16 protein-coding genes and 1 other RNA gene are annotated in these 15263 nt (G+C 53.0%); 3 read left to right on the forward strand and 14 right to left on the reverse strand.

The genetic code is table 11. The annotated features are described in order from the left end of the window. Positions 1-268 precede the first annotated feature (268 nt). Positions 269-631: RNase P RNA component class A (gene rnpB / locus FFI61_RS10815), an RNA gene on the reverse strand. 56 nt (positions 632-687) lie between these two features. After that, complete coding sequence (gene rsmI / locus FFI61_RS10820) at positions 688-1584, reverse strand: 16S rRNA (cytidine(1402)-2'-O)-methyltransferase (protein WP_200370317.1); 897 nt, start codon at positions 1582-1584, stop codon at positions 688-690. 131 nt (positions 1585-1715) lie between these two features. Between rsmI and FFI61_RS10825 the strand changes: the two genes are divergently transcribed. From FFI61_RS10825 to FFI61_RS10835, 3 genes are read left to right on the forward strand one after another with little or no spacing between them, the layout of a single operon-like run. Then, positions 1716-3578, forward strand: coding sequence for a penicillin-binding protein activator (locus tag FFI61_RS10825; protein ID WP_200370319.1), 1863 nt, complete (start codon positions 1716-1718; stop codon positions 3576-3578). 29 nt (positions 3579-3607) lie between these two features. Beyond that, positions 3608-3976 carry a YraN family protein gene (locus tag FFI61_RS10830; protein WP_200202089.1) on the forward strand — a complete coding sequence of 123 codons (369 nt, stop codon included), beginning with the start codon at positions 3608-3610 and terminating at the stop codon, positions 3974-3976. Positions 3977-3982: 6 nt separating this feature from the next. Then, the gene (locus FFI61_RS10835; RefSeq protein WP_200370321.1) at positions 3983-4573 is read left to right on the forward strand and encodes an SIS domain-containing protein; all 591 of its coding nucleotides are present in this window, start codon (positions 3983-3985) and stop codon (positions 4571-4573) included. A gap of 58 nt (positions 4574-4631) precedes the next feature. Here the strand turns inward: FFI61_RS10835 and FFI61_RS10840 are convergent, their stop codons facing one another. From FFI61_RS10840 to FFI61_RS10895, 12 genes are all read right to left on the reverse strand, one after another. Continuing rightward, positions 4632-5042 carry a ClpXP protease specificity-enhancing factor gene (locus FFI61_RS10840; protein WP_200202123.1) on the reverse strand — a complete coding sequence of 137 codons (411 nt, stop codon included), beginning with the start codon at positions 5040-5042 and terminating at the stop codon, positions 4632-4634. Between the two features lie 59 nt (positions 5043-5101). After that, on the reverse strand, positions 5102-5731 hold the full coding sequence (locus FFI61_RS10845; protein ID WP_200202091.1) for a glutathione S-transferase N-terminal domain-containing protein: 630 nt from the start codon (positions 5729-5731) through the stop codon (positions 5102-5104). Between the two features lie 109 nt (positions 5732-5840). Continuing rightward, the gene (locus FFI61_RS10850) at positions 5841-6596 is read right to left on the reverse strand and encodes a cytochrome c1 (protein ID WP_200202092.1); all 756 of its coding nucleotides are present in this window, start codon (positions 6594-6596) and stop codon (positions 5841-5843) included. Next, on the reverse strand, positions 6596-7828 hold the full coding sequence (locus FFI61_RS10855) for a cytochrome b (protein ID WP_200202093.1): 1233 nt from the start codon (positions 7826-7828) through the stop codon (positions 6596-6598). The genes FFI61_RS10850 and FFI61_RS10855 overlap by 1 nt, the downstream gene beginning before the upstream one ends. Then, the gene (gene petA, locus FFI61_RS10860) at positions 7828-8421 is read right to left on the reverse strand and encodes a ubiquinol-cytochrome c reductase iron-sulfur subunit (protein WP_200202094.1); all 594 of its coding nucleotides are present in this window, start codon (positions 8419-8421) and stop codon (positions 7828-7830) included. The genes FFI61_RS10855 and petA overlap by 1 nt, the downstream gene beginning before the upstream one ends. Before the next feature lie 243 nt (positions 8422-8664). Then, positions 8665-9057 (reverse strand): 30S ribosomal protein S9, encoded by a 393-nt coding sequence (rpsI, locus tag FFI61_RS10865; RefSeq protein ID WP_200202095.1) that lies wholly within the window; start codon positions 9055-9057, stop codon positions 8665-8667. Between the two features lie 12 nt (positions 9058-9069). Beyond that, positions 9070-9498, reverse strand: a complete 429-nt coding sequence (gene rplM / locus FFI61_RS10870; protein ID WP_144780435.1) for a 50S ribosomal protein L13 — start codon at positions 9496-9498, stop codon at positions 9070-9072. Positions 9499-9710: 212 nt separating this feature from the next. Beyond that, positions 9711-10484 carry a TatD family hydrolase gene (locus FFI61_RS10875; RefSeq protein WP_200370322.1) on the reverse strand — a complete coding sequence of 258 codons (774 nt, stop codon included), beginning with the start codon at positions 10482-10484 and terminating at the stop codon, positions 9711-9713. Between the two features lie 23 nt (positions 10485-10507). Further along, positions 10508-12088 (reverse strand): peptide chain release factor 3, encoded by a 1581-nt coding sequence (gene prfC, locus FFI61_RS10880; protein ID WP_200370323.1) that lies wholly within the window; start codon positions 12086-12088, stop codon positions 10508-10510. A gap of 86 nt (positions 12089-12174) precedes the next feature. Next, complete coding sequence (gene rimI / locus FFI61_RS10885; RefSeq protein ID WP_227714819.1) at positions 12175-12666, reverse strand: ribosomal protein S18-alanine N-acetyltransferase; 492 nt, start codon at positions 12664-12666, stop codon at positions 12175-12177. Next, positions 12663-13478 (reverse strand): 2-isopropylmalate synthase, encoded by an 816-nt coding sequence (locus FFI61_RS10890; protein ID WP_200370324.1) that lies wholly within the window; start codon positions 13476-13478, stop codon positions 12663-12665. Before FFI61_RS10890 ends, rimI begins: the two co-directional genes overlap by 4 nt. Further along, positions 13479-15029 (reverse strand): 2-isopropylmalate synthase, encoded by a 1551-nt coding sequence (locus FFI61_RS10895; protein ID WP_200370325.1) that lies wholly within the window; start codon positions 15027-15029, stop codon positions 13479-13481. Positions 15030-15263 lie beyond the last annotated feature (234 nt).

Here is a 15263-nt window from a genome sequence, read left to right on the forward strand (position 1 = left end):
AACCACTAGAAACCACTTTTTCCCACTTGTGCACACTATAGAAACACGCAATTCACAATGCAAGCGCCGTCAACGACGCCACTCTTGGGAAAGTTCCTTTTATGACAACAGGTTACGGCGACTCGTGTGAGTCAGAGGTGACATTACGGAAAAGAAAAGAAGGAAAATCAAACACCTGCAAAAATGTCTGAAGAAGACAAGTGAGGTTTAAGATTTTTTGGCTATAAGAAATATGCAGTGATAATAAACAGGCTTCATGAAGGGAAAAAAGGCGAGCTCGCCGATAAGCCGGGTTCTGTCTTGGACAGTCATTCATCTAGGGCCTGCGTCACCACAGGCCTCAAGCAACCTACCCGAGTCCAGCGCGGGCCACGCCATAGGACTCCTATTTGGTCTTGCTCCAGGTGGGGTTTACCATCGCCGTGGACTGTTGCCAGCCACGCGGTGCGCTCTTACCGCACCGTTTCACCCTTACCGGTGTCCGCGAACGAATCACGAACACTTAGGCGGTCTACTTTCTGTTGCACTTTCCGTCGGCTCACGCCGCCCAGGAGTTACCTGGCACCTTGCCCTGCGGAGCCCGGACTTTCCTCCCCCGGTAAAAACCGGCGGCGACTGTCTGGCGAGCTCGGGCGAGACAATACTATTGCACCACGCACCATGCAAGGAAAAGCGCAGAACAAAAGGTCAACCCTCCTTGAGCTCCAAGGCACGCTGATACAGTTCGTTCTTGCTAAGGCCACTCAAACCGGAGGCTATCTTTGCCACTTTTTTCAGCGGCAGCTCCGCCATCAGAAGGCCCAGCAAATGATCAACATCCAATTCACCGGCCATCAACCCGGCCTCGGCCTTTTCCGCTCCTCGCACCATCACAACGAACTCGCCACGACTGCCGTGGGGGTCATCCGTCAAGGTGGCGTGCACATCTGCTACCGTACCAGAATAGAACGTTTCAAAGGCCTTGGTGATCTCGCGACCAAGCACAATCTCCCGCTGCGCCCCCATAACCTCCGCTATATCCGCGACTGTATTCAGTATCCTGTGAGGCGACTCGTAAAACACCAGCGTCGCAACCTCCTTGCGAAGCTCTTCCAGGGCTGTGCGCCGACCAGCACCCTTTGCGGGCAGAAAACCCACGAACAAAAACCGGTCGGTGGGCAGACCCGCAGCACTCAGGGCAGCTACCAGCGCGCAAGGCCCGGGTATCGGGCTAACCCGCAGCCCTTCCGCCCTGGCTTCCCGAACCAGCACATAACCCGGATCGGAGATTAACGGCGTGCCCGCGTCTGAGATCAAAGCAACATCAGCACCAGCCAACAGCTGCTCCAGTATATTCTGAACCCTGCCCCGCTCATTGTGATCATGTAATGCGATCAACGGCTTGCTGATACCAATATGTTGTAACAACCGCCCACTGTGGCGAGTATCCTCTGCCGCAATGACGGCCACGCTCGAAAGCACCTTAACCGCGCGCGGTGATAGATCATCCATATTGCCAATAGGGGTCGCAACGATATAGAGCGTTCCCCGATTATCACCTGACCTTATTACCTGCACGGCAGGCTGATCCGATTCAGATTTCAAAATGTGTGCCTCGCATGGAGAGACGGCGCCACCATGACACCTGCGTCATGTGAATTGGCCCGGGAGCTGTTAAACTTGCCACCATCAGATCGACGCCACAAGCCAAAACTCCGGAATCTATAGAGCTTGCCATGACAAAGAATCCTGCTAATCATCGTGCCCTGGCCGGTATTTTCATGCTCACCCTGCTGTTTGCAGGGTGCGCCAGTATCGACCTGGACTCGCACATTGCCCAGTCTCCTTCCCAGGCACTTGAGCTTGCGGCAAAAGAAAGCAACCCTGAAGTTGCGCAGCGATACCTTCTAAAGGTCGCCAGCCAGTTCCAGGATCGGGATGACCACCGCGCCGCCCGCACATTACTGCAGAGCACTCAACTGGCGCAACCCGCACCTGCCCTCCATGCACAAAAGCAACTACTCTCCATGGCCAGCGCAGTGGCCCTCGAAGATCGCGAGTGGGCAGGTAGCATTGTCACCAAAATTTCTCCAGACAACTTCAAAGGCTACAACTCGGAACTCGTTAGCCGGGCTGCCAACCTTCAGGCCGAAACCTATGCCCTCGTAGATGACCGTCTCTCCGCCGCCATGACACTAGTGCTGCTCTCCCAATCTGACGGCAATGTAAATCCGCAGCAGATACATGACCAGATCTGGGCATTCCTGAAAGCGGTTCCAGATCAAAAACTCGCAGCCGCAAAAGAGCGGAGCATCGGTTTTGAAACTGAGGGATGGCTCGAACTCGCAGTCAGCATTCGTACACCCGGACTCAGCATCGACGATCAAGGCCGAATTATCAGGCGCTGGCAAAATAGCCGGCCCGGGCACCCTGCTGCGCAGATACTGCCGTCAGAACTTCAACTCATCGCCAACCTGGCGGAAAGCCGGCCAGAAAAAATCGCGCTCGCCCTGCCACTTAATGGCCCTTTGGCCAGTGCTGGCAAAGCCATTCGAGATGGGTTCCTGGCGGCTTACTATCAGGATAAATCAGCAGATCGAAGCAAAACCGACATTCGCGTCATTGATACATCCGGCAAACCGTTTGAAAAACTCTACAAAGAACTTGCTGCTGAAGATATGGACCTGATTATCGGCCCCCTTGAGAAGGAAGCCCTGGCAAGCCTTACAAACATGAAAACTCTACCCGTTCCAGCGCTGGGACTTAACTACCTGCCTGATGGCACAACGCTGCCCGATGGCTTGTACCAGTTTGGCCTATCGGCTGAGGACGAAGCCCGTCAAATTGCAGACAGACTGTCCGGGCAAAACATCAACCAGGTTCTGGTGCTGATTCCCCAGGGTGAGTGGGGTGACCGCGTCGAGGCAGCCCTGCTGAAGCGTATGCAGCAGAACGGCGCAATTGCTCTGGATATAGAACGCTTCTTCCGCGAGGACAACCTGCGAGCTGTCACTGCAGACCTGCTAGGCATCACCGTGTCGCGGGACCGAGCCATTCAGGTTGAGCGAACCATTGGACTGAACGTAGAGTTCGAACCGCGCCGCAGACAGGATGCAGAGGCGATTGTCATGGTGGCCGAGCCAGCCGTTGCTCGCCAACTCAAACCCCTGTTCGCCTACTATTTTGGAGGCGACCTGCCGGTCTATTCACCTTCAATTATTTACGAAGGCACACCAGATGCTGGCCGCGATCGCGATCTCAACCGGGTAGTTTTCACGGACATCCCCTGGGTGCTAAACGATAAAAACCCATTGCGTGAAGAGGCAGCCAAGGCCTTACCGGGTACCCGAGGCCAACTCGGTCGGCTATTTGCCATGGGAGCCGATGCATGGCAACTGAGCAAACGTCTCCCCTTGCTTCGCCAGGTCCAGACCGCTTCAATCGATGGACAAACAGGTCAACTTACCATGACCCCTGAAGGAAGCATTCACAGGCAGCAACTTTGGGCTCAATTCAGGAACGGGACACCCAAACGGCTACCCGAACCAGCCCCTGAAGACAATGAAGACGCAGCGAGCCCTCAGATGCTGACAAACTGACAGCCACTCTCACATGGAAAGCAAGCGCCATGGAAGGCCGAAAAGCCATTGGAACGTATTTTGAAGGTGTAGCCGCGCGATACCTTGAGGCTCACGGAGTACATATCCGGGAGCGCAACGTGTACAGCCGCGGCGGCGAGATAGATCTAATAGGGCAAGACCAGGACACCCTCGTTTTCTTCGAAGTGCGATACCGAGGCAGTGGCAGTCTTGTTGACCCAGCCAGCTCGATTTCTTACCCGAAGCAAAAGCGGCTTCTGAAAGCTGCATCCTTCTATCTGCATCGCCACCACCTCTGGGACGCCAACACCCGAATAGACGTAGTGGCAATCAGCCCGGGAACCGTAAAAAAATACCGGGTACAATGGATCAAAAATGCAATCCAGGCGGATATATAGACTCTGATGAACGACATGGGCAACATGATCAACCAGTTATTTGCCAGCCACATGGAGCACACTGCACAAGCGGCAAGCAGTGTTGGCCCAGCCATAGAGCAGGCAGCGGACGCCTTCGTAAACGCACTACTCCATGACGGGAAAATCATCACCTGCGCCAATGGTAACGCCAACGTAGTCGCTCAGTATTTCTGTACGGCTTTTCTTAATCGCTTTGAACAAGACCGGCCAGCCCTTCCAGCCATCAACCTGGGAGCAGACGCCACTACCTATTCAGCTATCTGTCGTGACAACCGTTTTAATGACACCTTCTCACGCCAGGTTAAAGCCATAGGCAAACCTGGAGACCTTCTGTTCGTGATTGTTGATGACGGCCACAAAGCCAACCTCATTCAGGCTATCCAGGCAGCCCACGACAGGGAAATGAATGTGGTTGTGCTAAGCGCACGGGAGAAGTCCGACATAACCTCCCTGATGCACTCAGAAGACCACGAGATCGCATTAAACGACCTGTCTCCCACTGAGGCCACACCTCTGCTTATGCTGGTGATCAATGCCCTGTGTTCGCTGGTAGACGGAAAACTATTTGGGAGCTGAACAAAAATGCCGGCTTGCGCCGGCATTTTTGTCAGAACTTGAACCTAATACTTGTAACTTACTTCACGACCTTCAGCGTAGGCCGCCCAGAAGGCCGCTCTTCCTGACCATTCTGCCTGGAATTCTCGCGATCATTAGTGCCGTCCGGATCCGGAGAGCCCGGCTCACTACCAAACACCATGCCTTCGCCATTCTCTTTCGCGTAAATGGCCATGACCGCCTGCAGAGGAATGAACACCTGCATAGGCACACCGCCAAATCGCGCACTGAACTCCAGAGCACTATTGCCAACAACCAGCGAACGCACTGCACCCGGGCTAATATTCAGAACAATCTGGCCATTCGCCACATGCGCTGTCGGCACCTGAACACCCTGAATGCCCGCATCCACTACTATGTACGGAGTGCAGTCATTATCCAGTATCCACTCATTAAAAGCGCGCACCAAATAGGGGCGACTGGAAGTCATGGTGATCTTGTTATCAGGCACTGCGTTTCTCCTGTTCTCTATCGCGGACGCCAGCCAAATCAGCTACGGATGTCTTCTTCGAGATCAGAAAGGCTAGCCTTGAAGCCCTCACGAGCGAACAAGTTGTCCATATACTTCTGGAGTGGCTTGGCCTGCTTATCATTAAGCTCAATGCCAAGGGCAGGCAAACGCCAGAGAATGGGTGCAATACAGCAGTCCACAATTGTGAACTCCTCAGAGAGGAAAAACGGCATCTCACCGAACAAAGGTCCTGCAGCAAGCAGACCTTCACGTAATTCCTTACGAGCAGCCTCCGAAGCCTTAGCATTTGGCTGAAGCAGAATCTGGTCAACCAAACCACACCAGTCTCTTTGGATCCGGTGGATCATCAAACGACTATTAGCACGCGCGACCGGATAAACCGGCAGCAGCGGGGGGTGCGGAAAACGCTCATCAAGATATTCCATCATGATGTTAGGCTCATACAGAACCAGATCACGATCTACCAATGTTGGCAGGGCGTTATACGGATTCATATCAGCCACTTCAGCTGGCGGATTATCCGGGTCAACATCAACGATATCAACGGTAACACCCTTCTCTGCCAGCACAATGCGCACTCTGTGGCTATAGTGGCTGGCCGGGTCTGAGAAAAATGTCATCGATGACCGCTTAGTCACAACGCCCATAGAACTACCTCACGAGTAAACAAACCGAAATGGACCTGAAAAACGCAAAAATTCCAGCGGGCCAATTAACGCCCACTGGAACTCAGGGAACAGGATTATACCCTATTTCTCAGTGCACGTCCTTCCAGTACTCACGATTGAGCAGGTAGGCGAAGACAAAGAAAATAGCGACAAAGATCAATACGAATATCCCGAGGCGCTCACGCTCAACTTTGATCGGATCCGCCATGTAAGACATAAAGTTTGTCATGTCGTACATGGCCTGATCAAACTCAGCGCCAGTCATACTGCCCTCAATGGCATACTCCGGACAAGCACCTGCGTTCCTGATGTTGCCACTCAGAGGCTCAACACTGGCTTTTTTGCCAATATTGGGCTCAACCGCACACAAACCCTGAAGGTCGACCAGAACATGAGGCATGCCTACCTTGTCGAACACCACGTTGTTCACACCTAGTGGGCGAGACTCGTCTTTGTAGAAGCCACGCAGATAGGAGTACAACCAGGACTCGCCACGCAAGCGGCTTTCCAGAGTAAGATCTGGTGGCGGAGCACCAAACCAGTCAGCTGCCATATCCTTGTTCATGGAGTTCTTCATCAGCTCACCAATCTGGGCGCCGGTGAAAATCAGATTCTCCTCGAACAACTTGACCGGGATCTCCAGATCGTCAGCAACCCGCTTGTAACGGGCATACTCCATGGAGTGACACCCCATGCAGTAGTTCGTGAACATTGCCGCACCGCGCTGCAATGATGCTTTGTCTGTGTGATCCGTTTTGATGTGGTCAAGCGGAACGCCGGCACCGGCTGCCAGTCCGAGAACCGGCAGGAATGCGATGAAAAGACCAAAAATCAGCTTTCTCATTATCCTGTCACCCTCTCTGGTACTGGCTTGGTTTTCTCCATGCGCGTGTAGAACGGCATCAGAATGAAGTAGAGGAAATACACTACTGTCAGTATCTGTGCAGCAGTGGTGCGACCCTCGGTAGCGGGAACCAGCCCAAGATAGCCGAGAATAACAAAGCTGATCGCGAACAGCGTCAAGGCAATCTTGCTCAACCAGCCCTTGTAGCGAATGGAGCGAACGGGGCTCCGATCCAGCCACGGCAGGACAAACAATATCGCGATAGCTCCACCCATAACCACAACACCCCAGAACTTTGCAGACAGGCCGAACAGATCAACCGTTACCGCACGCAACATGGCGTAGAAGGGTGTGAAGTACCACACAGGCGCAATATGCTCAGGTGTCTTCAGCGCATTTGCAGGCTCAAAGTTCGGCTTCTCTATAAACAGACCACCCATCTCAGGGAAGAAGAACACTACGATAAAGAAGATAAAGAAGAATACGGCCACGCCCACAAGATCGTGCACGGAGTAGTAGGGGTGGAACGGAATACCGTCTTTCGGAATGCCGTTTTCATCCTTGTTCTTCTTGATTTCAATACCGTCAGGGTTATTGGAGCCCACTTCATGCAAAGCAAGAATGTGAAGAACAACCAGGCCCAACAATACGATCGGAAGCGCGACTACATGCAATGCAAAGAAGCGGTTCAGAGTAATACCGGAAATCAGGTAATCACCACGAATCCACAAAGACAAGTCTTCCCCGATAACCGGGATGGCGCCAAAGAGGTTAACAATTACCTGTGCGCCCCAGAAAGACATCTGTCCCCACGGCAACAAATAGCCCATGAAGGCTTCCGCCATCAGCACCAGGTAGATCAGCATCCCGAACAACCAGATCAACTCACGCGGCTTCTGGTACGATCCGTACATAAGACCGCGGAACATGTGAAGGTACACCACAATGAAGAAAGCGGAGGCACCCGTGGAGTGCAGGTAACGCAAGAGCCACCCCCACTGCACATCACGCATGATGTACTCGACGGAAGCGAAGGCCCCCTCACCGGTGGGATTATAGCTCATGGTAAGCCAGATACCCGTGACCAACTGGTTCACCAGTACAAGCATTGCCAGAGAACCGAAAAAATACCAGACGTTAAAGTTTTTCGGCGCGTAATATTTAGCCAGGTGTTTATTCCAGGCATCCACAACTGGCAGACGCTCGTCCACCCAATTAAGTAGCTTCTGCATTACGCTGCCTCCGGATCAAGACCAATCGTGAGAGTCGCGTCGTCGTCGTAGCGATAAGGCGGCACTTCAAGGTTCAAGGGAGCAGGCTGCGCAGAGTGGACCCGTCCAGCCATGTCGAACCGTGAACCGTGACACGGACAGAATAGCCCACCCAGCCACTCGTCGCCCAAATCTGCGGGAGCGACTTCAGGACGATACGTCGGAACGCAGCCCAAGTGAGTGCATATCCCAACCAGCACAACAAATTCAGGCTTGATTGAGCGGTACACATCACCCGCATAATCTGGCTGCTGGGGCTCTTCCGACTGGGGATCTTTCACCCTGTCGTTGAGCTTTACAATATTCTCCAGCATTTCCGGAGTGCGGCGGATGACCCATACTGGCTTGCCCCGCCACTCAACGGTGATCTGCTGACCTGGTTCTATTTTACTGATATTGACGGTTACCGGCGCACCAGCCGCTTCCGCTTTGGCACTGGGATTCCAGGATGCCACGAAAGGGACTGCCGCACCGACGACGCCGACCCCACCTACCGCAGCCGTAGCGCCGATAAGAAACCGGCGTCGACCTTGGCTCACGTCGCCATTATTCATTATGGTTCTCTCCCATCAGGCGATGTCACAGCCCGCCAGAAAGCCGACAGTGTGCATCGAAAAGGACTTCACAATCCAAAATTATAAGCGAACAAATGGTAATGAAATTACCATGTCCTTACAAGTCAGAAAGCCGCCACCGGAGCGACTTCTCTGCTCCAGATCAATTTGACAATCATTGTGCCTGAAACAAAAAAACCCGACCAAATAGCCGGGTTTTCCTGAGATCTGCTCCAGCGGAACTTAACGCTTGGAGTACTGTGGACGCTTACGCGCCTTACGCAGACCAACTTTCTTACGCTCAACTTCACGAGCATCACGGGTAACATAACCCGCTTTACGCATCGCTGGACGCAGAGTTTCGTCGTAATCCATCAGAGCACGGGTCAGGCCGTGGCGAATTGCGCCCGCCTGACCACTACTACCACCACCCTTAACAGTGATGTTGATGTCAAACCGATCCGCAGATTCTGCAACAACCAGAGGCTGACGCACGATCATGCGAAGAGTCTCACGACCGAAGAAATCTTCGATTGTGCGACCGTTGATTGAAATGTTACCGCTTCCCGGCTTGATGAACACCCGAGCCGTGGACGTTTTGCGGCGACCAGTACCGTAATTTTGTGCTACAGACATATCCGCCTTCCGTTAAATGTCGAGTTCTTTGGGCTGCTGGGCTGTGTGAGGATGCTCAGCGCCGGCATAGATTTTCAGCTTCTTGAACATGGCACGACCAAGCGGGCCTTTGGGAAGCATGCCTTTGACAGACTTCTGAATAACTTGCTCAGGCGCCTTGTCAACCAGCTTCTCGAAGCTGATGGACTTGATCCCACCCGGAAACCCGGTATGACTGTAGTACATCTTATCAGATGCCTTGTTGCCGGTAACCCGCACCTGGCCCGCATTGATAACTACAATGTAATCGCCAGTGTCTACATGAGGGGTGTACTCAGGCTTATGCTTGCCCCGCAGACGACGGGCGATTTCGGTTGACAGACGACCCAGCGTCTTGCCGGCTGCGTCTACAACGTACCAGTCACGTTTTACGGTTTCTGGTTTCGCACTCAGAGTCTTCATTGATTCCGCCTTGAACGCTATAAAAAGAAACGTTAAAAACCGCCACCCGAAAGTGTAGTACACCCGGAGGAGGTTCTGTACCTGTAATTTGATCGGCAGTGACACTATTCGGGGCTGAGATAGTGGCATCGCCTTGAAAAGCCAGGGCGCGAAGTATACTCGAACGAATAATTAAATCCAACCCTGCTGTACATAGTTTTATTGCCGAGTCGTTACCACAAGGATTCACCGTAAAGCAGCCTGGTATTGGATAATACTACAGACGCCACGTATTCCGCGGATTCACCCCGGATATCAGAGAGGCACTCAAGAATCCTGCGTAGATGCAAAGGTGAGTTAGCCCCCGGCTCAACACCTTCCGGCGCCATGTCCGGCGCGTCCGTCTCAAGCACGAGAGCCTCCAGCGGTAAACGGGAAACGGCATCGCGCGTTTTACTCGATCGGGGATGGGTAATTACCCCGCCCACGCCAATAAAACATCCAAGGTCGACCAACTTCAAAGCCTGCTGATAACTACCGGAAAAACCGTGCAGCAGTGCCCGGCCATTCCACTTCGTGCGCCTAAGCATTGCGTGAACCTCGTCGTGCGCCCTGACGGAATGGATAACAAGAGGAAAACCCAGTTCAGAGGCCAAACCAATCTGAGCCTCAAACCAGGGGTATTGATCACTCATGTTTCCGTGAAGGCGATCCAGCCCACATTCACCAATCGCCACGCAGCGTTCAGGTCTTTTCCGCAAAGCCCGCTCAAGGATTTCCAAATCCTGGCCAGAGTGCTCCCCGACATACCACGGATGGATCCCAAGGCAATAATAGAGGCCAGCATGCGCCAAGGCAGTATCGCGAACACGCGCCCAATCCGGGCGCCGCACACCGGGAATCACCAGCCCGGCCAGACCATCCCCGGACGCAGCATCAAGCTCCCTGTCGCGGCGCCCATCAAAAAATGGAAAATCAAAGTGGCAATGGGCATCAACCAGCTTCAATTCAACCTCCACCCACTAATGAATCAGTGCTCGCGGGTTTTATGGAACTCAATATCGGGATAGCGCTCCTGGGCCAGATTAAGATTAACCATTGTAGGAGCGATATAGGCAAGGCGGTCGCCGCCATCAAGCGCCAGATTGTCATTATTTTTTCGCTGAAACTCATCCAGCTTGCGATCGTCAGAGCAGGTTACCCAGCGAGCAGTGGCAACATTGATCGGCTCATAAACAGCTTCAACCTTGTACTCAGTCTTGAGGCGGCTCACTACCACATCAAACTGCAGCACGCCAACGGCACCGACAATCAGGTCGTTATTGCGCAAAGGCCGGAATACCTGCACGGCACCTTCTTCCGACAGCTGAATCAAGCCCTTTTGAAGCTGCTTGGCTTTCAACGGGTCCTTGAGGCGGATACGGCGGAACAGCTCGGGCGCAAAGTTGGGAATACCCTTGAACTTCATATCTTCCCCGGCAGTAAAGGTGTCCCCTAACTGGATGGTCCCGTGGTTATGCAAACCAATAATATCACCAGCATAGGCCTCCTCTGCGTGCTCACGATCACCAGCCATAAACGTCAGCGCATCGGAAAAGCGAACATCTTTTGCTATACGCACATGGCGAGCCTTCATGCCCTGACTGTACTTGCCCGACACTATGCGCATAAATGCGACCCGGTCCCGGTGCTGCGGGTCCATATTGGCCTGAATTTTAAAAACAAAGCCAGAGAACCCTTGGTCATCAGGCTGCACAAGCCGTTGATCCGTCTCACGGGGCTGGGGCTGGGGAGCCCAATCCACCAAACCATCGAGCATGTGATCCACACCAAAATTACCTAGCGCCGTACCGAAAAATACTGGTGTAAGCTCACCGGCCAAAAATGCTTCCTGATCGAATTCGTGAGACGCTCCTTTCACCAGCTCGACCTCATCGCGCAAATCGCTGGCGTATCCACCAAGAGCGGTATCAAGCTCCGGATTATCCAGCCCGCTGATAGTTCGAACCTCCTGGATCTCATGGCCATGCCCACTTTGGTAAAGAATCACCTCGTTACGCAGCAAGTGATAGACGCCCTTGAAGCTCTTGCCCATACCAATGGGCCAGGTAATAGGCGCGCAGGCGATGTTAAGTACATCTTCCACCTCATCCATGAGTTCAACCGGGTCCCGGGTATCCCGGTCCAGTTTGTTCATAAAGGTAATGATGGGCGTATCCCTGAGCCGGGTAACCTCCATCAATTTGATGGTACGTTCCTCAACGCCTTTTGCGCTGTCAATCACCATGAGGCAGGAGTCTACAGCGGTTAGAGTACGATAAGTGTCTTCCGAGAAATCCTCGTGGCCCGGCGTATCCAGCAGGTTTACCAGCTTCCCGCCGTAAGGAAACTGCATGACAGACGTGGTTACCGAAATACCCCGCTCTTTTTCCATTTCCATCCAGTCAGACTTTGCATGCTGGCCAGACTTCTTACCCTTTACCGTTCCCGCCCGCTGAAGAGCGTGCCCAAATAACAGCACTTTCTCGGTAATCGTGGTTTTACCGGCGTCCGGGTGGGAAATGATTGCAAAGGTGCGGCGCTTGGCCACTTCCTGGGAAAGGTGAGACATAGTCGAAGAGCAACCTGCGTCAGATGTTCGGAGAAGGCAGACATTATAAGGACTAAGAGGTAATTACGCGAACACAAGCAGCAATATCAAGGGCACAGAAGCAACGACATTACACGCGCATCTTCTCTCCCGGAAGCAGCAGGGTAGTATCCAGGGCGCCGCCCTATTTCTTCAAACCCTTCGTTGCGATAGAGCTTACTTGCCACACTGTTACTTAACCTGACCTCAAGAAGCATCTGATTCATGCCTTCATGGGTGGCCTCTGCGATGAGGTGCCTCAACAAAAGGCGCCCAACACCATGGCTACGACTTCGAGGATGAACACATATATTCAGTAGATGCACCTCATCCAGCATATACGTTCCGACTACAAACCCTTCAAGCGACCCGCCGAGCCAGGCACCCCATAAGCGATAATCAGGTTTAAAACAATCGAGAAACACCCCTTCAGTCCAGGGATGGGAGTGCCCCTGGCGCTCGACCTCCAGCATCTCTGGCATATCTTCAGGCACCAGCGGCCGAATTTTCACCTCAAGACCCTGCATGGGATCGTATAGGTCAGAGTTTTTTGGTGTCATTTCTGGGCCAGAGGCTTAAGCAGCTCCCATAGAGACCGCTTTAGCCCTGGGTTGCTGGCAAGAGCTGCCAGCGAGTGGGTTGATTTTACTTCTGGAGCTCTCCCAAGAGCGCTGTATAGCCAGCCGGCTGTGGGGTCTGCTTCATCGATGCCCTCATCCCCTCCCAAAACAATTACCTTCCTGTCATCCATGTCACGTAACACGTGCTGCATCACAGCCTTCAAATCGGACAAGGAGTTGCCGGGTACGACGCGGTTTTTGAAAACTGGCCAGCGCACCCAAGCAACAGGCTCCAACTTCTCGTCCCCAAGACTCTTCAGAATGTTTGTGGCAAGAGTTTCCTGGAGGCTCAAGCTCGCTTCTTGGGAAATATCCGCGATAAGGAGGCACCTTGAACCATAAAAAACCCCCAGACTTAAAGCCTCCACCGCAGATAAACCAATGTCCGGGTAAGGCTCGGCGGTCTCCGGCGAATGCTCTGGAGACGGATCCGAAACCTCCGGCTGGCTCTGCTTTGGCGGATTTGGCTGCTGCGCTGTTGGAACAGCCTTGTTCTCCATTAACGCCTGAAGACTAGCGATTCGCTGCACTCCCTTTTTGTTCGCCGTGGATCTATCCGCTGGCACACGCACCCTGGCATTCTCTACGGGCGCAAGCCTCGGGCCTCCTGCAGGATGTTGTACAACCTCATCTGGCTCAGGAAACACGAACTCTGGACTCGGTGCTGCACCCGGCAGAGGGGCACGGGCATACCACATGCGGACCCCTGCAGAACCAAGATAGAACTGCCTTTGAGACTCAGTCTGAATCATTCAAACATCCGCAACCTGTGGATGCTGTCGAATTCCACCACGACTGATCAGATTAAGCGCCTCAATGTAGGCCTTGGCTGACGCAATGATTATATCGGTATCAGCACCAATGCCGTTTACGATACGCCCGCCACGCTCCAGCCTGACTGTAACCTCCCCCTGGGAGTCAGTGCCGCTAGTGATATTATTGACTGAGTAAAGCTGCAGATTACAGCCTGAATCAACCAGCGATTCTATGGCTTTGAAAGTAGCATCTACCGGGCCACTCCCTTCCGCTTCAACCTTGTGCTCTTTACCATCCATCGTTAACGTCAGGCTTGCTGTTGGAACAACACCCGTTTCCGAGCACACCTGCAGACACACCAAACCATAGCGGCCCTCTTCATCTTTCTGCCGGGTATCGCTGGCAATAGCCTGCAAGTCCTCGTCAAAAATTTCGTGCTTCAAATCAGCCAAAGCTTTGAAGCGGGTAAACGCTTCGTTCAACTCTGTTTCAGTTTCAAACTGAATACCAAGTTCTAGCAAGCGTGTGCGGAAGGCATTGCGACCTGAGTGTTTACCAAGCACCAAGCTATTGGTGTGCCAACCTACGTCTTCTGCTCGCATGATTTCGTATGTTTCTCGGTGCTTGAGCACGCCATCCTGATGTATACCGGACTCATGGGCAAAGGCGTTGGCCCCTACAATTGCCTTGTTAGGCTGCACTGGGAAGCCCGTAATCGTAGAAACGAGACGTGAGGCAGGTACGATATGGCTGGCATCTATGCGGGTATCAAGATTATAAAAATCCTGCCGCGTGCGGACGGCCATTACAATTTCTTCGAGCGAGGCGTTACCTGCACGCTCTCCCAACCCGTTGATGGTGCACTCTACCTGACGAGCACCTCGGGTTACCGCTGCCAGAGAGTTGGCAACGGCAAGACCCAGATCGTTATGGCAATGCACAGAGAAAATGGCTTTATCAGCATTGGGAATACGATTAAGGAGCTGATGGATAGTTTCTGCAAACTGCTCCGGTACAGCATAACCAACCGTATCGGGGATATTAATCGTGTTGGCGCCAGCATCTATGGCCGCCTCAATAATTCTACAGAGAAAATCCAGCTCAGACCGGCCAGCATCCTCACAGGAGAACTCAACGTCATCGACATGGCTTCGGGCACGTTTTACAGACCGAACTGCCTGCTCTATGACTTCGTGAGGCAGCATCTGCAGCTTGTGCTGCATGTGGATGGGCGATGTTGCAATAAACGTATGTATACGGCCCCGTTCCGCGGGACGAATCGCTTCAGCTGCCCGATCAATGTCCTTATCCAAAGCTCGAGCAAGACTGCAAATTGTTGAGCCTTTGATCGTTTCAGCAATGGACTTAACAGCTTCAAAATCCCCTTGGCTCGCGATTGCAAAGCCTGCCTCAATGACATCCACACGAAGCTTTTCAAGAGCCTTGGCAATACGGAGCTTCTCGGCCTTGTTCATAGTGGCGCCAGGACTTTGCTCACCATCACGAAGAGTTGTATCGAAAATAACCAGATGTTCGCTGCCAGACATTGAAGTACTCCGTATCGCATTTGGTTTTATGGAAACAGTATATCACCGGGATGCAACGGAGGGAGTGTTCCAACTACTTGCTGGGCCATTTTCGTGGCATCTGATTTATTTCAGGCATAAAAAAACCCCAGCTTCGCAAGAAGCTGGGGTTTGGACTTAAGAGTCTGACGATGACCTACTCTCACATGGGCAAATGCCACACTACCATCGGCGCAGGCCTGTTTCACTTCTGAG

The organism is Marinobacter sp. DY40_1A1 (assembly GCF_016597815.1).
GTDB classification, from domain to species: Bacteria; Pseudomonadota; Gammaproteobacteria; order Pseudomonadales; family Oleiphilaceae; genus Marinobacter; species Marinobacter xiaoshiensis.